Here is a 20,754-nt window from a genome sequence, read left to right as displayed (position 1 = left end):
GTTCGTTTCCCTTTCTATATAGTTTGGCTGTATTTTTCAGTGTTGCATACCGGGAAAACGTCGGCAGGAAATTGCTGATTCTTTCATGTCTCGTTTTTACAGGAATGTTATTCTTGTTCCTGATAGATTTGCTGCAGCATCTCTTTGTCCAGCGCATCGGGCCGGCCGTCGAAAGCAACAGTTCCGTCTTTCAGGCCGATGATGCGACCTGAAAACTCCAGGGAAAATTCCAGGTTGTGGCTGTTCATCAAAACGGTGACACCCTCTGTCTGCTGGATTTCCTTTAAAAGTTCCAGGATCTGTCTGCCGGTGACCGGATCGAGGGAAGCGGCAGGTTCATCGGCAAGAAGTAGCAGCGGGTGGCGCATCAGCGCACGAGCAATGGCAACCCGCTGTTTCTGTCCGCCGGACAGGTTTTTTACAGGTTCTTCTGCTTTTTCTTCAAGACCGACCCGCTTTAAAAGCGAGAGCGCTTCGTTCTGTTGTTCTCTGGAATAAAGTCCGATCACTGCAGAAAGAAGGTTCATGTCAGGAAGACAGGCGGTAAGGACATTAGCCAGACAGGTGGAGTTTTCTACAAGACAGAAATCCTGATAGATGGTGCCAATGGAGCGCCGGATCTGCTTTTGCTCCCGCTTAGTTATGGTGGAAACATCGTTTCCGTCGAACAAAAGAGTTCCGGATGTTACCGTATCCATCCCGTTTAAAATGCGGAAAAGCGTGGTTTTTCCGGCGCCGGAAGCGCCAATGACAGAGACAAATTCACCCTGGAAAACGGTAAAAGTTACATTGTTCAGGGCTGTGGTCCCGTTTGGAAATTGTTTTTCTAAGTGTTTGAGTGCGATTTCCATAAAATACCTGCCTGTGGTCTCGTGTGAAATTATTTTGGGGCAAATGCAAAAATCCGCAGGCAGGGCAGCTGCCTGTGCCGTGCGGACTTTGCATATCGTGAAACATTTAGTTTAAGGATTTCAAGAGGTCCTGTGCAGCGCGTTCGCCGTCGTAGTTTGCATCGTCGCCCCATTCATAACCAACCTGGCTGAATACGCTGATGATGTCCTTGCCCTCGTCGGTGTTTGCAATTTCAATGAAGGAATCGCCAAGTGCCTTGCGGAAATCTTCATCCTGCATCAGGTCAGAGTTTTTGCTGTAGGCGATCATATCGTTGTAGATGCCCTCCGTAACGCCAATCACACCGGTCTGGTTCACCATGTCATCGGTGCCGCCGAATTTTTCTTTCCAGTCTGCTGCGTATTTGGTACGGATGTGTCCGTAGGAAACCATGATATCGGCCTGGCCGGAAGCGAGGCGGGAGAGGGAGGTGGTGTAGGAGTCAGACTGAACGGCATTGTCAAGGTCGGCAATGGTCTTGCCGTAACGCTCCTGCAGCCACAGTGCCGGATAAATGTAACCGGATGCGGAGGTCGGTCCCATAACAGCCCAGGTTGCGCTGTTTAAATCGTCCCAAGTCAGTTCCTCACCGTTGTTTACTTTTGCAAGCAGCTCCTGGCCTTTCTCACTTGGTCCGGCCAGAAGAATGGAACGGTAGTAAGTGCTCATCTCGTCGGTATTTTCCTCGATCGTGCCGTCATTCCAGTCTTTCGGATTTTCAGAATCCTTGTTGATGGCGTAGCGCAATGCGGTCAGAAGTACATCGCAGTCATCGGAGAACAGTACATAGTTGCCGCCGGAGATAAAGCCGATGTCGGCACTTCCCGCGCTCAAAGCTTCGCCGACCGCAGTGTAGCTGGTACCGACAGTCATGTCGATATCTGATACATCATAACCTTTGGTCAGAAGCGTTTCTTTTAACAGATTCTCCAGCGGCTCGGTGGCAGTGGTGATGGTATCTGCATCGGCATAAGGGGAAAAGGCAATCTTTAAAGAATCGATGCTTTTCGGTTCTGTGGTGGATTCAGCCTCAGAGGAGGCTTCAGCAGAAGAATCTGCAGAAGTATCGGCAGAGGGCGCAGCAGAAGCTGCTGTTTCTGAAGCAGCCGGTGCATCTGTTTTGGAAGAACAACCGGTGACAAGACCCAGGCAGAGCGCCAGGGAAAGAGCTGGTACAACAAATTTTCTCATAATACTACCTCCATGGCCCGTTTCGGGCAGAATAAATTTTCGTGTAGCTGCCGTGAAAAATGTGGTTGCTGTTCGCAGCAGTTACGGGATTCTGCTGAAAGGGTTCGAAAAGGTACAAAAAAAGCATGCCACAGCATGCCTGAACATGACTTTCAGACAGAATGCTGACAGCCTGTATCTGGGCAGAGTACAAGCTGGGGACGGTCGATCCTTTCTGGGATCCTCTCAGCCCGGAACACGGACTCCCTCGCAATCTGGTTTTCGTCATCGCAGTAATTTTTCTGATCGTAGTGTCAGGGCGCTCCCCCTCACACTGCATTCCGTTAACCGATTAGGATTGTACCACAGGAATGTGGAAATGGCAAGAATGGAAAATTGTGCAGGATTGCTGTGAGCGACCGTTACGGATAAAGAAAAAATACGGCTGAAGGATGAAAAATCCGTAATGAAAGCGTAAGGAAGTAGTAAGTGTGCCGTTCTTGCGCAAGGGGGCATGTTTTGTATAATGAAATTAGAAGAAAGTAATTGGAAATTGGAAGGAGGCGGTACGATGAAGCAGACAAAACATATCTGGTGGACATTTTCCGTGTGGGAAGCAGATGCGCTCAGGCAGTATCTGGAACAGCTGGCACAGGAAGGCTGGTATCCGGAGAGCATTGGCGGGGGAGGTATGAAATGTTACCATGCAGACCCGGAAAAACGACGTTATGCCGCGGTTTTGGCACCAAAGACTTCTGTGCTTACCGGTGCAGATTCCTGGGACGCCGGAAAATTCCGGGAGCGCTGTGAGGCAGCCGGATGGAAATTCCAGTGCAGCGGCATCAACTGGCAGATTTTTTATACCACGGATGAGACATTGGAACGAACCGAAGAGATGAGCGATGCGAATCAGTTTTTGATTCAGAAAACGCTGGCATTTGGCTGGTCGACCCGGATTTTATATCCGCTGATCGTAGTGCTGCAGGGGTGGTTATTGTATCAGGGTCTGCGATATCCCGCAGAAACGCTGGCGGATCCTTGGAGCCTGTTTTCCGGTGCGGTGTGCCTGCTGTTGATCTTTTCTTATGGCATTCCCTATCTACAGCTGATTCGTTGGGTAAGAAGCAGTGAACATGCGTTAAGAGAACGCGGAAAACTTCCGGTCATAGATCTGAAACGCAGGATGAAGTCCAAGAAGCGTATGGCAGCTCTGCTGTTTGGCATAATCCTCCTTTTCCTTATTCTGGCTTTTTCAACTTCAGTCCACTTGCTTGTGACGGTATTAACCTCCAGCCTGATCCTATGCGGAAGTGCATGTTTGGTATTAAGCTGGATCCGGAAACATGGAAGCGGAGATCAGAGAGAAAACTGGATCGGATATCTGGTCGGGGTGACTGCGCTCTGCATGATCCTGGTTCCACTGTCCGGAGCCCTGACCGGGCATTTGATCGGGAATGAAGAAGAAAGTACAAACGTAAAGCAGACGGTATTTGCCACCTGGCAGAGCAATACGGTTCAGGCTGACAAAGCCGGGAATCCGGTAGTTGTGAATGTTTATAAAAGCCGGATTCCGTGGATCATACAAAAGACCAGACAGAATTACCCGAAAGATCTGACAAAACTGTGGGATTGCAGGGAAGTGGAGGTGCCAGAGGTATTGAGCACGTTGCCGGATGGGGCGCAGGTTTCCTGGTATCGTTATTATATACGGAATGAGACAGAAAACGGGAATGCGGAAAACCAAAGTGCTGAGAATCAAAATGTCAAGAATCAAGCAGCAGAAAGCGAAGATGCAAGAAGTGCAGACACAAAAAGCGGAGAAGTCATAGCGGCAGATGAGCGGACTGCACAGGAATTACAGAAGGAACAGGACGTAATAAAGACTGCAGAAGCGGCTGCCACAGAGGCGTATATTGCGTTGGATGAAGTGGTCCTGAGCGATGAGAACCGCCTGGTGATCCTGGATTATGGCGGCGGAACGGATGCAGACGGAGTGGAAGAAGCGGTACAGGGATTTCTGGAACCGGTATTGAAGTAGAAACGTATTAATCTATGTCGTTACCGGCCGGCACACATAAAAAATCCATATTTTCTTTCGTACACTGTCCTGGTGTGATCCGTTTTCCGGTTTTGGGGCAGAAAAAGTCACTGTTTGCTTCCAGCGTGATGACATCGCCTGCCTGAAAGGTTCCATCGGTACAGGATTTTGTAACAGAATAAAAAGCACCGGGAGTCAGGGAAAGTTGTTTTATGGTGTTGCGCAGCAGTGTTCCTTTTTCAAAAAGCTCCTCCCATGACAGTAATTTGTCACTGTATTTTTCTGAATTTTTATGATTGGTTACAGATGGATTTCGTTTCATGGTCTGTTCCTTTTCTTGAATTTATCCTACTTTATCATACTTTATACTACTTAGCAATATCGAATCCTCCAACATGCTATAGTCAAAAAAGTTTACGGAATCCGTAGACAATACAAAAGAAGAAGGAGGATAACGGAATGAGGCCGTTAAAGGGAAAAGTCAGTATCACACTGGATAGTGACGTTATTCAGATTATCAGAGATTACGCAGAGGAGGATAACCGGTCGTTTAGTCAGTATATCAATATGGTGTTGAAAGAATATATCAACAGGCAAGGCAGGACTGCATTAACAAAGTCTTGAGCTTGCCTGTTTTTATTATACAACGAAAATATGATATAGCAAGGTGAAATGGCAATATTATCCGATTATAAACAATAACAATATCTCACAGTAAACACAAATGGGCCGGAAGGTTCCGTCCCCGCCGAATGGCGGGGACGAAACCTTTCGGCCCTCGTTCGTTACTGTGTGATATTGTTATTTGATTTTGTCTCCGAGTATCCGTATCCAGTAGTCGCGTGTCTCAGCGACAACAACACCGCTGAGTGCCAGCAGTGCGATCAGGTTCGGTAGTGCCATCAGCGCATTGAAGATATCGGCGATGGTCCACACGGCTTCTACGGTCATGAACGGTCCGATAAAAATAGCCAGGATATACAGGAAACGGTATGCCATGACGGCGTTTTTGCTTCCGTTTGAGAGGTACTCCAGGCAGCGTTCTCCGTAGTAGTTCCAACCGATGATGGTGGTGAATGCGAAGAAGATCAGGCACATCATCAGGAGAAATGCGGAAAACTGCGGCGGGACCGGAAGTCCCTGCTGGAATGCGCGTGTGGTTACGGCAACACCTTCCAGTCCGACGGTATGGGAACCGGTCAGGACGATGCAAAGACCAGTCATGGTACACACGATAATGGTATCGATAAAGGTTCCGGTCATGGTAACCAGACCCTGGCGGGCCGGTTCTTTGGTCTGTGCTGCAGCTGCAGCGATCGGAGCGCTTCCGAGTCCGGCTTCATTGGAGAAGATACCGCGGGCGATCCCCTTTTGCATGGCAACAAGAATCGCGCCAAGTGCACCGCCGGCAGCGGCCCGAAGTCCAAACGCACTCTGGATGATCTCGGCAAATGCAGCCGGAATGCGGGAAGCATTCAGAACCAGAATAACGACGCTGGATGCAATGTAGAAAACTGCCATAAACGGTACTACAATAGAAGAAACACTTGCGATACGCTGAATGCCGCCAAGCACGACCAGAGCCACGCAGATGGTTAAAATGATGCCGGTTGCGATAACGGCGATGCTGTAATCGTGCCCGAAGAGATTGATCACGTGCACATTATTTTTATCGAAAAAGTCTCCGGCAGCGGCAGTGATGCCGTTTACCTGGGTGAAGGTACCGATTCCGAGAAGGCCGACACCGGCACCAAAGAATGCGAAAATCTTACCAAGCCAGCGCCAGTTTTGGCCCATTCCGTTTTCAATATAGTAGAACGGTCCGCCGAGTACATGCCCGCTTTCATCGACAACACGGTATTTGATGGCGAGAACGCCCTCGGAATATTTGGTTGCCATGCCGAATAAGGCTGCGATCCACATCCAGAACAGGGCACCTGCGCCGCCTGCAACGAGGGCGGTTGCGACGCCGACGATGTTGCCGGTACCGATGGTTGCGGACAAGGCGGTACAGAGGGCTGCAAAGCTGCTGACCTCACCGTGGCCTTCGCCTTCATTCTGGAACATGTACTTACAGGCCATGCCCAGCTTGTGGAACTGGATGCCGCGCAGGCGGACCGTCAAAAAGATTCCGGTTGCCAGAATCAGAACGATCAGGGGGACGCCCCATACAAAGCCATCCAGCCAGTTCAGAAACTTACTTACATTAGTTAACATAATACTCACTCTTTCTCCCTTAGGGGTTTTGTTTGATAGAAGCTCTGGGGGAAGAAAACCGGAAGAAAACCAGTTTTTGGTAAACAAAAAAGGAAGTATTCCAACTGCGTGACTGCAGGTGAAAAACTCCCTCTAAAGAGTGTGGAAAGACGGATGCATTGCTGCATCATGTGCTCTGTCCTTTTGCCTGAGAGATTGGCACGTTTCGTGCTGTACACCTTCGGCGCTCCATACATGAGACTCTCCAGAGTTTGCTTCTTGCAAAGAAGCATAGACGATTTGCTTTAGAAATGCAAGTGTATTTTCAAAAAACAGGAAAAGTCTTTGAAAAAATACAATTTTATAAAGTACTGCTTGCATATACTTATAAGAAATGTGTATAATAGAAGTTCTAGGGCATTTAGGCCCTTACATGAAAGAGGAAAACGTATGAACAACGAAAAAGATTTTTTGGGGACAGAGCCCATCGGAAAACTGCTCCGCTCTCTGGCTATTCCGACCATTACGGCACAGCTGATCAACATGCTGTATAATATTGTAGACCGTATTTACATCGGTCACATTCCGGAATCCGGCGCACTGGCCTTGACCGGAGTCGGAGTCTGCATGCCACTCATTATGATCGTTTCGGCATTTGCGGCCCTGGTGGGAAGCGGAGGTGCCCCGCGTGCTTCCATCCACATGGGAAAGCAGGATTATGACCAGGCAGAGAAAATTTTAGGGAACTGTTTTACGCTTCAGGTGGTAATTTCCGTGATCCTGACAGCGATTCTGTTTTTATTTAACCGGAACCTGCTTCTGGCTTTCGGTGCCAGCGAGAACACGATAGGGTATGCAGTCAGCTATATGAATCTGTATTCCCTGGGAACGATTTTTGTGCAGCTGACACTCGGTATGAATATGTTTATCACAGCCCAGGGCTTTGCAAAAACCGGCATGCTTTCCGTACTTATCGGTGCAGTTACAAACATTGTCCTGGATCCGGTATTTATCTTTGGAATGCATATGGGAGTCCGTGGAGCGGCACTTGCAACAGTCATTTCCCAGGCGGTTTCCACGGTCTGGGTTCTGGCGTTTTTAACCGGAAAAAAGACACGCTTAAAGATCCGTTTTAGTACAATGGGACTGAATCCATCCATCATTCTGCCATGTGTGGCTCTGGGTGCAGCGACCTTCGTTATGCAGTCCAGTGAGAGTGTGATTTCAGTCTGCTTTAACTCCTCTCTGTTAAAATACGGCGGTGATATTGCAGTCGGCGCCATGACCATTTTAACCAGTGCCATGCAGTTTGCGATGCTTCCGCTGCAGGGACTTGGTCAGGGTGCCCAGCCGATCATCAGCTACAATTACGGCGCACGGAATGCAGAGCGTGTAAAGGGCGCGTTTAAGCTTCTGTTAAAGGTAAGCCTGACCTATTCGGTCCTGATCTGGCTGTTTGTGGAGCTGGTTCCGCAGGCCTTTGCAGGGATGTTTACTGCGGATGCAGAGCTTCTTGCATTTACGTCCCGCGCACTCCGCATCTACATGGGCTGCATCTTTATGTTTGGCATTCAGATCGCCTGCCAGATGACATTTACCTCCATTGGCTTTGCAAAGGAATCAATCGTTGTGGCAGTAACCAGAAAGTTTATCTTGCTGCTTCCGCTGATCTATATCCTCCCGCATGTGCTGGCAGGCAACCAGACTATGGCGGTTTATACGGCAGAACCGGTTGCAGATTTCCTGGCAGTATCGTTTACGATACTCTTATTCAGACGGCAGTTTAAGAAGGCTTTGAGTACGCTTGTGTAGGAAAATTCCTATCTGCAACAGAGGCAGGAACGGAAGCGAAATGGTGCGATGCATCGCTGCATTTGAGCCAAAAAACAGTAACAAGGTGGCATATTTCGTCAAAAACGCGGCGGAATGTGCCACCTTTGTAGTTACAAAAAATATTGCGTGCTATAGTGTTTCCAACAGAAAATGGCATAGAGCCAGAGGGGATACTTACTTATGGATCTTGGAACATTTTATGAGAAACACAAGCAGTTTTACTATTGGTTTTTATATCGGAAATTGAAAAATACCGGGCTGCCGTACCATGCGGAAGACATCATTCATGATGCAGTTGTAGCCATTATCGCGAATGAAAAACATCTGGAAATCTTCGAAAATCTGACAGAAAAACAGGCGAAACAATATTTTAAAACGTGTCTGGTCAACCGGCTGATCGATACCATACGGCAGGAAAAACGAAAGCGGGAGCAGTTAGAAGAGCTGGAACGGACAGAAAGAAGCGAGCTTAGAGAGGAGACCAGTGCATGCAGCATGGAAAATGCAGTCATCGAAAAGCTGAATCTGGAAAGCTGTGCACCTGGTGTCTTATGTCTTTTTAGCAGCAAGGAAATGGAACTGATCCGGCTTGTCTTTTTGCAGGAGCTTCCTTACCGGGAGGTGGCAAGAATAGACCGTGTGAGGGAAAGCGCCATTGCTATGCGGGTGGTCAGACTTCGAAAAAAGATATGGAAAATCTGCCTGAAACAGCATGTTTTTGATGAATTTGTGGAAAAACGAATAAAAACGCTGCCAATTGGTTCATAAATTAAAATTTTGGACTTGCCAAGCAAAAAAACTTGTGTTATTATGATGTCAATTTTCAGAGGAACACTTCTGAAAGAAAACCAAACAAATGGCAGTGAAGGAGACTCTTGCCAGCAGGACTTCGACAGGAAGAGGGCGTCACCGACTGAGAGCGCCGTCAGGTTGGACTCTGGCTCACAGGGAACACTCCGGAGCCGGTATTTCGAAAGACATAGACTGTTAAACGGTTCAAGTTGCCAGTCATGTGCGTAGGGGTATCCGTAGGACACACGTTACGTGTCTTAAAAGAGTGGAGCCGCTTTCGTTCAAAGGGGAAAGAAAGTCAGGTCTCAATGCGGGTGGTACCGCGGAACATAACAAAATCATAGTGTCCCGTCCCGGAATATGTAACAGTATTCCGCGACGGGATTTTTTGTGTTACATATCAGAAATTCACCAACGTGTATTTCCTGATAGTTTCCCAAAATTCCTTCCGGAATACAGAACCACCACATTCAGGTAAGGAGAGAACAGCATGGAATTTTTAACAGGTGTAAAGGAAAAGGAAACCATCGGAATCAGCGAAATCTTAAGCGGAGATTATGTCGGAAAGGTCGTAAAAATGAACGGTGCAGTCCACAACATCCGTGATATGGGTGAGTTTGCATTTGTTATTTTGCGCAAGGCAGAAGGTCTGGTGCAGTGTGTGTATGAGGAACGAAAAACCGACTTCGATCTAAAAGAACTGAAGGAAGAATCCGCTGTGGAAGTGACCGGTGTGGTTACTTTGGAGGAGCGTGCCCCGCAGGGATTTGAACTCCGTCTTACCGGTATCCGGGTATTGTCCCAGCCGTCCGAGGTTATGCCGATCGCCATCAACAAATGGAAGATGAATACCTCCTTAGAGACACGTTTAAGTCTTCGTCCGGTATCCTTAAGAAATGTCCGCGAACGTGCAAAATTCAAAGTTCAGGAAGGCATTGTACGCGCTTTCCGTGAGTTTTTGTCCAGTCAGGGATTCACCGAAGTGCATACCCCGAAGATCGTATCCCGCGGCGCAGAGGGCGGCGCAAACGTCTTTAAATTAAACTACTTCAACAAAAAAGCAGAGCTTGGACAGAGTCCGCAGTTCTACAAACAGATGATGGTTGGCGTGTTTGACCGTGTATTTGAGGTGGCTCCGGTGTTCCGTGCCGAGAAGCACAACACCACCCGTCATTTAAACGAATATATCGGACTGGATTTTGAGATGGGCTATATCGACAGCTTTGAAGATGTCATGGCGATGGAGACCGGATTCTTAAAATATACCATGGAGCTGTTAAAGAAAGATTATAAGAAAGAGCTGGACATGCTTGACATCGATCTTCCATCCATCACCCAGATCCCGCAGGTCCGTTTCGATGAGGCAAAGCAGCTGGTATCGGAAAAATATAACCGGAAGATCCGCAACCCATTCGACTTAGAGCCAGAGGAGGAAGTGCTGATCGGCCGTTATTTCAAGGAAGAGTACGACAGCGATTTCGTGTTTGTCACCCATTATCCATCGAAAAAACGTCCGTTTTACGCCATGGATGACCCGGCAGATGAGCGTTTCACCTTAAGTTTTGACCTGCTGTATAAGGGTCTGGAAATCACCACCGGAGGTCAGCGTATCCACGATTACCAGATGATCCTGGAGAAGATGGCGAAGCGCGGAATGGACCCGGAAGACATCAAGGATTACCTGATGATCTTCAAATATGGCATGCCGCCGCACGGTGGTCTTGGCATCGGCTTAGAGCGTTTGACCATGCGCCTGTTAGACGAGCAGAATGTACGTGAGACTTCATTGTTCCCGCGTGACGTGACCAGACTGGAACCGTAATCAGCGTAATCAGTTTTGAAAAACGCAGTGGCAAGGCGATAAAAATGGAAGTTTCTGTGACAGTGCCGGTGCAAACGAAAAATACCATGGCAGTTGGAGAAACAGACAGGGTGCCGGTGCAACCTGGAAACCGGCAGGAAAGGATTGAAAATATGGCAAATATCATCAGCGATGAAACCATCGAATATGTAGGAATTCTGGCAAAACTGGAACTCTCGGACGAAGAAAAAGAGACTGCAAAACAGGATATGGGCCGGATGTTAGACTATATTGACAAGTTAAACGAACTGGATACGACCGGAGTCGAGCCGATGTCGCATGTATTTCCGGTGACAAATGTGTTCCGGGAAGATGTGGTAACCAATGGAGATGAGCGGGATAAGATCCTGCTGAATGCGCCGGAGCAGAAGGATGGAGCGTTTAAGGTTCCGAAGACGGTAGAATAAAGGGAGGAAACGACGTGAGTATCTTAGATTTAACAGCGGTAGAGCTTGGAAAAAAGATCAAATCCGGCGAGATTACGGCAGTGGAAGCCACAAAGGCAGCCCTTGCGCAGATCAGGGCACTGGAGCCGGTATTAAATTGTTATGTGACCGTAGATGAGGAAGGTGCGTTAAAGCGTGCCGGAGAAGTGCAGAAGCAGATTGAAGACGGAACATTGACCGGCCCGCTTGCCGGTGTTCCGATTGCTATTAAGGATAATATGTGTACAGAGGGCCTGCTGACAACCTGCAGTTCCAAAATTCTGGATAACTTCAAGCCGACTTACACGGCCGAGGCAGTAAAAAACCTGGAGGCAGCAGGTGCTATCATTCTTGGTAAGACAAACATGGATGAGTTTGCCATGGGAAGCACCACCGAGACTTCTGCTTACGGCGAGACGAAAAACCCGTGGAACCCGGAACATGTGCCGGGCGGTTCCTCCGGTGGTTCCTGTGCGGCAGTGGCAGCAAATGAGTGCTTCTTCGCATTGGGCTCCGATACCGGCGGTTCCATCCGCCAGCCGAGTTCTTTCTGCGGTGTCACCGGCATCAAGCCAACCTACGGAACCGTTTCCCGTTATGGCCTGGTTGCCTATGGTTCTTCCCTGGACCAGATCGGACCGGTCGCAAAGGATGTGACGGACTGTGCTACGATCCTGGAAGCAATTTCTTCCTATGACAAGAAGGACAGCACTTCCATGAAACGAGAGGACTGCGATTTTACCTCTGCCCTGGTGGACGATGTAAAGGGCATGCGCATCGGCATCCCGCGTGATTACTTTGGCGAGGGCCTGGATCCGGAAGTGAAGGATGCCATCTTAAAGGCAGCAAAGGTTCTGGAAGAGAAGGGCGCTATTGTCGAAGAGTTTGACTTAAGCCTAGTGGAATACGCCATTCCGGCTTACTATGTCATCGCTTCCGCAGAGGCAAGCTCCAATTTATCCCGTTTCGATGGTGTAAAATACGGACACCGTGCAAAGGAATACGAGGGTCTTCACAACATGTACAAAAAGAGCCGTTCCGAGGGCTTTGGCCCGGAGGTAAAACGCCGTATCATGCTTGGTTCCTTCGTTTTAAGCAGCGGCTATTACGATGCTTACTATTTAAAGGCACTCCGCACCAAGGCGCTCATTAAGAAAGCCTTCGATCAGGCCTTTGAAAAATACGATGTCATTTTAGGACCGGCGGCACCGACCACCGCGCCGAAGTTAGGCGAGTCCTTAAGTGATCCGCTTCAGATGTATCTGGGTGATATCTATACTATTTCCGTAAACCTGGCAGGACTTCCGGGCATGACCGTTCCCTGCGGAAAAGATTCCAAGGGACTGCCGATCGGTCTGCAGCTGATCGGAGACTGCTTCAAGGAAAAGAACATCATCCGCGCCGGTTATGCGTATGAATGCAGCAGAAGCTACGAAACACCGGAACTGGCAAAAGCGGCAGAAGCGAAGCTGGATGAAGAGCCAGTCATGGCAAAAGCGGCAGAAGCGAAGCTGGATGGAGAGCCAGTCATGGCGAAAGAGGCAGAAGCGAAGCTGGACAGAGAGCCGGCCGTATCAAAACAGGCAGAAGCAAAAGCAGTAGAAAAGGAGGCGCAGTAACATGAGCAAACAGTATGAGACCGTCATTGGCCTGGAGGTTCACGTAGAACTGGCGACCAAAACCAAAATTTTCTGCGGCTGTTCCACCGCATTCGGCGGTGCGCCAAACACCCATACCTGCCCGGTCTGCACCGGTATGCCGGGTTCCCTTCCGGTTTTAAACAAGCAGGTTGTAGAGTACGCACTGGCAGTCGGACTGGCTACGAACTGCGGCATCAACCAGTACTGCAAATTCGACCGGAAAAACTATTTCTACCCGGATAATCCGCAGAACTATCAGATCTCCCAGCTGTATCTGCCAATCTGCCATGACGGCTGGGTCGAGATCGATACCGCTGCAGGTAAGAAAAAGATCGGTATCCACGAAATCCACATGGAGGAGGATGCCGGAAAGCTGGTCCATGATGAGTGGGAAGACTGCTCTCTGGTTGATTACAACCGAAGCGGTGTTCCGTTAATTGAGATCGTGTCCGAGCCGGATATGCGCAGCGCTGACGAGGTCATTGCCTATCTGGAAAAACTTCGCCTGATCATCCAGTACCTTGGCGCTTCCGACTGTAAGCTGCAGGAGGGCTCCATGCGGGCGGATGTCAACCTCTCTGTCCGCGAAGTGGGCGCACCGGAGTTCGGTACCAGAACTGAGATGAAAAACTTAAACTCCTTCAAGGCCATTGCCCGTGCAATCGAGGGCGAGCGTACCCGCCAGATCGAGCTGATCGAGGATGGCAAGAAGGTCATTCAGGAAACCCGCCGCTGGGATGACAACAAGGAATCCTCCCATGCGATGCGTTCCAAGGAAGATGCGCAGGATTACCGTTACTTCCCAGACCCGGATCTGGTTCCGGTATGGATTTCGGATGAGTGGATCGAGCGTGTGAAGGCTGCACAGCCGGAGCTTCGCACCGAGAAACTGGCCCGCTACGAGAGTGAGTACGGACTGCCGCAGTACGATGCAGAGATCCTGACCGGTTCCAAGCATCTGGCCGATGTATTCGAACAGACGGTAGCACTGTGCGGCAAGCCGAAGGAGGTTTCCAACTGGCTTATGACCGAGGCCATGCGCCTCTTAAAAGAACAGGAGCAGGAGCCGGAAGACATGACCTTCTCCCCGGAGAACCTGGCGAAGCTCATCAGCCTGGTAGATAAAAACGTCATCAACCGTACCGTTGCAAAGGACGTGTTTGAGGTAGTATTTAAGGAAAATGTAGATCCGGAGCGCTATGTCGAAGAGCACGGATTAAAGGTGGTAAATGATACCGGTGCATTGACAAAGACCATCGAGGAGCTGTTAGAGAAGAACCCGCAGTCCGTTGCAGATTTTAAGGCTGGAAAAGAAAAAGCTATGGGCTTTATCGTAGGCCAGACCATGCGCGCCATGAAGGGCAAGGCCGATCCGGCTGTGGTCAACCAGCTGGTGCGGGAACTGATGTCCCGGTAGATAGAATAACAGCCAGTTTGGATTTAGCGGAGATGTCCTGCATGGGGACATCTAGCCGGAACCAGACTGGCTGTCCTGCTGAAAAGGACAATATTCAATCAGATGTCCACGCAGGGAAACCAGTGACAGAAAAAGAAGATATATTCTGTAAAATTCGTGAAAAATGCGATTGTAATACCACTTTATATCGTGTAAAATGGAATGCAAACCAAGAACACCGGGTGTCAGCGCCTGGGTGAAGAAAGGGAGTACACAGCTGATGAGGAGGAAAAAGAAGATGCAGCCATATGCAGAGATGAGCACAGAGGAACTGCAGGAGCTCAGAAAGCAGCTTTCTGTCCAGTACAAAGAGTTTCAGGGAAAGGATTTAAGACTGGACATGTCCAGAGGTAAGCCAAGTGTAGAACAGCTGGATCTTTCCATGGGAATGATGGATGTATTAAGCAGCAGCGATGACTTAACCTGTGAAGACGGAACCGACTGCCGTAACTATGGTGGACTGACAGGAATCAAGGAAGCCAAAGAGCTGATCGGAGACATGATGGAGGTAGCTCCGGATTACATCATCATTTACGGCAATTCCAGCTTGAATGTTATGTTCGATACCGTATCCCGCTCCATGACTCACGGCGTAATGGGATGTACTCCGTGGTGCAAATTAGATAAAGTGAAGTTCCTTTGCCCGGTACCGGGTTATGACCGTCATTTTGCCATTACCCAGTATTTCGGCATTGAGATGATCAATGTTCCGATGACTCCGGATGGCCCGGACATGGATATGGTGGAAAGACTTGTGGCAGAGGATGACAGCATTAAGGGTATCTGGTGCGTGCCGAAGTATTCCAATCCGACCGGAACCAGTTATTCTGATGAGACCGTCCGCCGCTTTGCAAGACTGAAACCGGCCGCTCCGGATTTCCGTATCTACTGGGATAATGCTTATGGCGTACATCATTTATACGATCACGATCAGGACCACCTGATCGAGATTCTGGCAGAGTGTAAGCGTGCCGGCAACCCGGATATGGTTTACAAATTCGCTTCCACTTCAAAAATCAGCTTCCCGGGTTCCGGTATTGCAGCCATCGCAACATCCCGCAACAACCTGGAGGATATTGAGAAGCAGTTGAAATTCCAGACCATCAGCCATGATAAGGTAAACCAGCTGCGTCATGTCCGTTACTTTGGTGATATCCATGGCATGGTAGAGCATATGCGCAAGCATGCGGATATCCTGCGTCCGAAGTTTGAGGCAGTCATTGATACCCTGGAGCGTGAGCTTGGCGGTCTTGGTATCGGAACATGGACCAAGCCCAAGGGAGGCTACTTTATCGCCTTCGATTCCCTGGATGGTTGTGCAAAGGCTATCGTAGCGCGCTGTAAGAAAGCCGGTCTGGTTATGACCGGTGCCGGAGCAACCTATCCATATGGAAAGGATCCTCATGACACCAATATCCGTATTGCACCGTCCTATCCACCGCTGAGTGATCTGATCCTGGCAATGGACCTGTTCGCGCTGTGTACGAAGATCGTAAGTATTGATAAGATCCTGAAAGACCGGGAAGAGGCGCAGAAAGTACCGGAGCAGGCATAACGTGTTCTAAAAAATAGAAAAGAAAAAAGAAAAAATCCATGCCGTTTGCGTGTGAACGCAAGCAGCATGGATTTTTTTTCTGAAATACAGAACTCTGTTGTGCAAACGGATTGTCATTCACAGGAATGAGCACAGCCATGTGCAAAGAATGTCCCAAGGTATCATTGAAAAAAAGGGAGGCAGACGTATAATGGAAGTATAAGAAATGGTCAGTAAGCGCGCAAGAGTCTGTTTCTGAAATAGAGAATAAGGAGCTGGAACATTGAATAGAGACATTATTTATAAGGAACTTGTTCAACTGGATCTGGAAGCAGAAAGTACAGATGAGGTGTTTTCTATCCTGGCAGAGAAGCTGGAAAAAGCTGGATATATTCGTGCAGGATTTTTAGAAGCAATCAAGGAACGGGAAAAAAATTATCCTACGGCATTGCCGATTGAACCTTATCCGGTGGCAATTCCGCATACAGATCCTAAATGTATTGTAAAGCCTTTTGTTGCATGTGTTCGGTTAAAACATCCTATTCCATGGAGAGAAATGGCAGCAAATGAGATTATCCATCAGGTGAAATTTGCATTTATGCTTGGTTTCCAGGAAGCAGATGCAGGAGAAAGCCATATAGAACTTTTACAGATTCTGGTCAATAACCTGCAAAAGGTAGAACTGATGGAAAAACTGGACCATGCAAACACGGTTGAGGAGTATTGGAAACTGATTATATCAATGGATGGATTGGAGGATTCATAATGAAAAAGATTGTAGTAGCATGTGCGAGTGGAGTAGCAACTTCCCAGGCAGTAGCAAGTAAGGTAAACCGTCTTCTGAAAGAAAATCATGTGGATGCAGCAGTGAAAGCAGTAAACATTCGTTCTCTGGATACGGAATTAAGAGACAGTGTGGCATATATTTCCATTACAAAAACGACAAAGGAATATCCGGTTCCGGTAATTAATGGAATTGCATTTTTAACCGGAGTAAAACAGGCAGATGAATTGAATAAACTGATTGAACTTTGTAAATAGCAGGAGGAAATTATGGAGATACTTACTCAGATAGTAAACTTTTTTCTGGGCCTTGGGGCGTCAGTATTTGTTCCGTTTATTATGATCATTGCCGGATTGATCGTGAGAATGAAAGTTAAAGATGCGATTTCATCTGGTATTACACTGGCCGTAGCTTTTACCGGAATGAACCTGATTATCAGCTTCATGAAGGATTCCCTGAATCCGGCGGCACAGGCAATTATGTCAGCAACGGGCATGTCATTTCCGGTTGTTGACGGTGGATGGACTACTATGGCAACCATTTCCTGGTCCTGGCCGTACGCATTTTTAATGTTTCCGTTGCTGATCGGAATCAATGTGTTAATGATCCTGTTAAATAAAACGAATACGATCAATGCAGATCTGTGGAATGTATGGCTGAAAATCTTCACAGCAGTTGCAGTGGCATCCATTACAAAGAGTGTTATTCTGGCATTTGTGGTGGCAGCAGTGCAGGTTGTGGTAGAATTGAAATCGGCAGATGCAAACCAGCATAGAATCGAAAAATTAACAGGAATCCCGGGAGTGACCTGTACGCATACAACATTAACCTTTTGCGCAGTTATGTATCCGATTGCCTGCCTGCTGAAGAAAATTCCGGGTATGGATCGCAAGTTCGATACCGAAACTCTGAGAAACAAGTTTGGTATTTTTGCTGAGAATCATGTGCTGGGATTTATTTTAGGATGTTTATTTGGTGCGGTGGCAAGATATGCTTTTGCTGATGTGCTGATCCTGGCTGTAAAGTCGGCGACTGCCATGACACTTTTCCCGGTAGTAGCTAAGTATTTTATGCAGGCATTATCACCTATTTCTGAGGCAATGAGCGAATTTATGAATAAGAAATTCGAAGGAAAAGAGCTCAACGTTGGTCTTGACTGGCCGATTATGGGAGGATGCAACGAAATCTGGCTTACGATTCTCTGGAGCATTCCATTTATGCTGTTGTTTTCTGCGATTTTACCTGGAAACGGAATTCTTCCGTTTGCCGGCCTGATGGGTTCATCCCTGGCAGTTCCAGCATTTCTTGTAACACAGGGAAATCTGATTCAGATGTTTATTCTTGCGGCAATCAGCTGTCCCATCTTTTTATGGGTGGGAACTGCATTTGCTCCGTTTATGACAGAGCTTGCAACGGTTACCGGAAGTGTATCACTCAATGCAGGAGAACTGATCAGTAACAGCCTGATCAATGGACCGGTATTTACATATTCTATTTCACACGTGTTCCAGTTCCTGCAGGGCAATTTTATTCCGCTGATCATTTTAGTGGTTTGGTTTGTATGCTTTATTTCTTATTATAAGGCACTGAGAAAGGAAGAAGCCGAAGATCTGGCCCAGGAAGGGGAAAAATAGTTCTGAAAGGAGAGATTGAAGGTGTACCTGGATCAAAGGGGAGTTAAGATATTAAAGATGATCGTGAATGATCCGTCGGTTTCAGGAAAAGAACTGGAACAGTCCTTAGGGCTGAGCAGGAAACAGATCAGCTACAGCCTTGGAAAAATTAACGATTACCTGAAAAAGAATGGTTTCGAGGAAATCAAATGGCTGAAAACGGGGAGATTTCTGGTTTCGCTTGCGGTAATCAGGGAGTATCAGTCAGAAGATTCGAAAACAGCCGAGTACACCTATGTTCTCTCAGATGAAGAACGATACAGCTGGCTGACCTTACGTCTGTTATGTCACACAGAAGAATTGTCTACATATCATTTTACAGATGAATTGAAAATCAGTAAAAATACGTTGATGAGTGATCTGAAACGGGTTCAGGAGATTATGAAATCTTATGGACTGGAGCTGAATTACGACAGAAAGCGTGGATATGTGGTTTATGGAGAGGAATATGACAAGCGTGGATTGATTATCCAGGCATTAAGGGAGAATTTGAATATTCCTGGAGGCGAGGAACGTCTCGCTGTGGTTTACCACATAAAACAGACAGAGCTGGAACAGCTGAGATCAGATATAAAAGAAATAGAAGAGAAGCTGTCTGTCTGTTATGCAGATGAACGGATGAAAGAATTTCCATATATTCTGGCATTCCTTTTACGGCAGATTCGGAACGGATGCCTGCTGCAGAACTTGCCGGAATGCTCATGTACGGTAAGGAAGCAAGCAACCGAAAACAAGAGATAGACCGCCAGCACTACACTATTCCGAACCAAAGACCAAAAGATAAGCATTGTGGGAAAATCTAAACTTTTGGATTTTCCTACAATGCCGACTACGGCGGAATCCTTCCCACTCCTTATATCTTTATTTCCGTATACATTGAATTTGTATTTAGTAAATGCTATAATGTCCCTATTCAAATTATAAATGTGTTGAATTAGTTACATGTACATATTTTTTGTGCCGCATAAATACCCTGTTGAGGTTGTCGTTCTTTGTCCAGATGTGGAAACAATAAAAGGAAGGGAACGATACAGGGAGAAAACAGGCTATTCCGGCTTTACGGTTGAAACCTTATACGATACATTTATGCAGACAACACCACGGATCGGCTTTTGGCTGGACAATTCCAACCAAACACCACAGCAGACAGCAGAAACCATTCTGAACGCCAGAAAGTCGGTATGATTGTTACATATAAGGGGAAGAAAAATTTCTTTTAGGTACTTTCTTTCCTAAAACTAATGTGATATAATAGCATCATTCCAAAAAAGGAGTAAAAAATATGCGGCAAGGTATTCTTAAATAAAACTATAATCAAATAGTGGGAACAAAGGATTATGATAGTCCCTTTTGTGGGGGCTTGGTTTTTTGTACCCAATTTAAGAATACTTTTGCCTTATCAATTTTGACATATCCGAAAAACAGCAATCACAAACAGGTGTATGCTGTATATGTGTATGTCCGCAAATTATAATCCCCAGTGGTAAAAGTATTTTACTGCTGGGGATTTTTATGCCCTTTTGGGGCTGTAAAAGGAGGACAATCACATGAAAATAATCAATATTGGAATTCTCGCCCATGTAGACGCAGGAAAAACAACATTGACGGAAAGCCTGCTGTACACCAGTGGAGCGATTGCGGAACAAGGAAACGTGGATAAAGGAACTACAAGAACAGACACTATGATTTTGGAACGGCAGCGCGGAATTACCATTCAGACAGCGGTTACTTCTTTTTGCTGGAATGATTATAAAATCAATATCGTGGACACTCCCGGTCATATGGATTTTTTAACCGAAGCATACCGCTCTTTATCTGTCCTTGACGGAGCTGTTTTAGTCATTTCGGCAAAAGACGGCGTACAGGCACAAACCCGTATATTATTCCATGCGCTTCAGAAAATGGACATTCCGACAATTATCTTTATAAATAAGATAGACCAAAATGGGATCGACCTGCGGCGTGTTTACCAAAGCATTAAAGATAAACTTACCAGTGATATGATTGTCATGCAGGAGGTTTCCCTGTCGCCAAAGATAACCATGACCGATATTTCTGATTTGGACAAATGGGATATGATTATTTCCGGAAGCGATGAACTATTAGAACGATATGTTGCAGAGGATTCTTTGGATATACAGGAATTACAATATGAAAAGTGCAAAAGAACCAGATGCTGCTCTTTGTTTCCTGTTTATCATGGGAGTGCAAAAGACAATTTAGGAACAGAAAAACTGATTGAAGCGATTACAGAAACTTTCATTACAGAAACAGACGATATTCAGTCTGAATTATGTGGATATGTTTTTAAGGTTGAGTATACAGAGCGGAAAAAACGGCTTTCTTATTTACGCCTGTATCATGGGACGCTCCATTTACGGGATACCCTGCTGCTGTCAAAAAAGGAAAAAATAAAGATTACAGAAATGTGTATTCCGTCAAATGGTGAAATCGTCCCGGT

At 47.1% G+C, this 20,754-nt stretch carries 18 protein-coding genes, 1 pseudogene and 1 riboswitch; of the genes and pseudogenes, 15 read left to right on the top strand and 4 right to left on the bottom strand.

Going from position 1 to position 20,754, the window contains the following annotated elements; genetic code table 11:
* Window positions 1–107: 107 nt before the first annotated feature.
* On the bottom strand, window positions 108–851 hold the full coding sequence (gene phnC, locus DW922_RS14720) for a phosphonate ABC transporter ATP-binding protein (protein WP_118541524.1): 744 nt from the start codon (window positions 849–851) through the stop codon (window positions 108–110).
* Window positions 852–957: 106 nt separating this feature from the next.
* On the bottom strand, window positions 958–2,082 hold the full coding sequence (locus DW922_RS14715; protein WP_118726968.1) for a PhnD/SsuA/transferrin family substrate-binding protein: 1,125 nt from the start codon (window positions 2,080–2,082) through the stop codon (window positions 958–960).
* A 550-nt stretch (window positions 2,083–2,632) separates the two neighbouring features.
* Here DW922_RS14715 and DW922_RS14710 point away from each other — a divergent pair.
* The gene (locus DW922_RS14710; protein ID WP_195715080.1) at window positions 2,633–4,099 is read left to right on the top strand and encodes a DUF2812 domain-containing protein; all 1,467 of its coding nucleotides are present in this window, start codon (window positions 2,633–2,635) and stop codon (window positions 4,097–4,099) included.
* Window positions 4,100–4,106: 7 nt separating this feature from the next.
* Here the strand turns inward: DW922_RS14710 and DW922_RS14705 are convergent, their stop codons facing one another.
* A complete protein-coding gene (locus DW922_RS14705) occupies window positions 4,107–4,421 on the bottom strand; it encodes a hypothetical protein (protein ID WP_118718196.1) in 315 nt (104 codons plus the stop codon).
* A gap of 137 nt (window positions 4,422–4,558) precedes the next feature.
* On the opposite strand from DW922_RS14705, the gene DW922_RS14700 reads away from it, so the two are divergent.
* Window positions 4,559–4,723: a toxin-antitoxin system protein gene (locus DW922_RS14700; RefSeq protein WP_118541540.1), complete on the top strand. Its 165-nt coding sequence runs from the start codon at window positions 4,559–4,561 to the stop codon at window positions 4,721–4,723.
* A gap of 177 nt (window positions 4,724–4,900) precedes the next feature.
* On the opposite strand, the gene DW922_RS14695 is transcribed toward DW922_RS14700, so the two are convergent.
* The gene (locus DW922_RS14695) at window positions 4,901–6,316 is read right to left on the bottom strand and encodes a sodium:alanine symporter family protein (RefSeq protein ID WP_118726966.1); all 1,416 of its coding nucleotides are present in this window, start codon (window positions 6,314–6,316) and stop codon (window positions 4,901–4,903) included.
* Between the two features lie 165 nt (window positions 6,317–6,481).
* Window positions 6,482–6,574: riboswitch (glycine riboswitch) on the bottom strand.
* Between the two features lie 171 nt (window positions 6,575–6,745).
* On the opposite strand from DW922_RS14695, the gene DW922_RS14690 reads away from it, so the two are divergent.
* The 13 genes and pseudogenes from DW922_RS14690 to DW922_RS18145 all read left to right on the top strand — a co-directional run.
* Window positions 6,746–8,107, top strand: coding sequence for an MATE family efflux transporter (locus DW922_RS14690; protein WP_118726965.1), 1,362 nt, complete (start codon window positions 6,746–6,748; stop codon window positions 8,105–8,107).
* Between the two features lie 201 nt (window positions 8,108–8,308).
* Window positions 8,309–8,896 carry a sigma-70 family RNA polymerase sigma factor gene (locus tag DW922_RS14685; protein WP_118718193.1) on the top strand — a complete coding sequence of 196 codons (588 nt, stop codon included), beginning with the start codon at window positions 8,309–8,311 and terminating at the stop codon, window positions 8,894–8,896.
* 514 nt (window positions 8,897–9,410) lie between these two features.
* The gene (aspS, locus tag DW922_RS14680; RefSeq protein ID WP_118718192.1) at window positions 9,411–10,742 is read left to right on the top strand and encodes an aspartate--tRNA(Asn) ligase; all 1,332 of its coding nucleotides are present in this window, start codon (window positions 9,411–9,413) and stop codon (window positions 10,740–10,742) included.
* A 152-nt stretch (window positions 10,743–10,894) separates the two neighbouring features.
* Window positions 10,895–11,188 (top strand): Asp-tRNA(Asn)/Glu-tRNA(Gln) amidotransferase subunit GatC, encoded by a 294-nt coding sequence (gene gatC / locus DW922_RS14675; protein WP_118726986.1) that lies wholly within the window; start codon window positions 10,895–10,897, stop codon window positions 11,186–11,188.
* A 14-nt stretch (window positions 11,189–11,202) separates the two neighbouring features.
* Window positions 11,203–12,825 carry an Asp-tRNA(Asn)/Glu-tRNA(Gln) amidotransferase subunit GatA gene (gene gatA, locus DW922_RS14670; RefSeq protein ID WP_118726964.1) on the top strand — a complete coding sequence of 541 codons (1,623 nt, stop codon included), beginning with the start codon at window positions 11,203–11,205 and terminating at the stop codon, window positions 12,823–12,825.
* A 1-nt stretch (window position 12,826) separates the two neighbouring features.
* The gene (gene gatB, locus DW922_RS14665) at window positions 12,827–14,263 is read left to right on the top strand and encodes an Asp-tRNA(Asn)/Glu-tRNA(Gln) amidotransferase subunit GatB (RefSeq protein ID WP_118726963.1); all 1,437 of its coding nucleotides are present in this window, start codon (window positions 12,827–12,829) and stop codon (window positions 14,261–14,263) included.
* Window positions 14,264–14,540: 277 nt separating this feature from the next.
* Window positions 14,541–15,857 (top strand): aminotransferase class I/II-fold pyridoxal phosphate-dependent enzyme, encoded by a 1,317-nt coding sequence (locus DW922_RS14660; RefSeq protein ID WP_118726962.1) that lies wholly within the window; start codon window positions 14,541–14,543, stop codon window positions 15,855–15,857.
* 262 nt (window positions 15,858–16,119) lie between these two features.
* Entirely contained in the window at window positions 16,120–16,602 is a 483-nt protein-coding gene (locus DW922_RS14655) for a PTS sugar transporter subunit IIA (protein WP_118541556.1), read from the top strand.
* Window positions 16,602–16,877: a PTS sugar transporter subunit IIB gene (locus tag DW922_RS14650; protein WP_118541558.1), complete on the top strand. Its 276-nt coding sequence runs from the start codon at window positions 16,602–16,604 to the stop codon at window positions 16,875–16,877. The genes DW922_RS14655 and DW922_RS14650 overlap by 1 nt, the downstream gene beginning before the upstream one ends.
* Window positions 16,878–16,889: 12 nt before the next feature.
* Window positions 16,890–18,254: a PTS transporter subunit IIC gene (locus DW922_RS14645; protein ID WP_118726961.1), complete on the top strand. Its 1,365-nt coding sequence runs from the start codon at window positions 16,890–16,892 to the stop codon at window positions 18,252–18,254.
* A gap of 21 nt (window positions 18,255–18,275) precedes the next feature.
* A complete protein-coding gene (locus DW922_RS14640) occupies window positions 18,276–19,034 on the top strand; it encodes a helix-turn-helix domain-containing protein (protein ID WP_118726960.1) in 759 nt (252 codons plus the stop codon).
* 222 nt (window positions 19,035–19,256) lie between these two features.
* Window positions 19,257–19,478 (top strand): annotated as a pseudogene (locus tag DW922_RS18435) (phosphotransferase); the annotation flags it as partial.
* 362 nt (window positions 19,479–19,840) lie between these two features.
* Window positions 19,841–20,754: GTP-binding protein (locus DW922_RS18145; RefSeq protein ID WP_243032257.1), on the top strand; the 914-nt coding region annotated here is incomplete at its 3' end.

The organism is Clostridium sp. AM42-4 (assembly GCF_003480105.1).
Classification (GTDB): domain Bacteria; phylum Bacillota; class Clostridia; order Lachnospirales; family Lachnospiraceae; genus Brotaphodocola.
The sequence above is the reverse complement of the archived record's forward strand: the minus strand, read 5'-3'. Positions and strand labels throughout refer to the sequence as shown.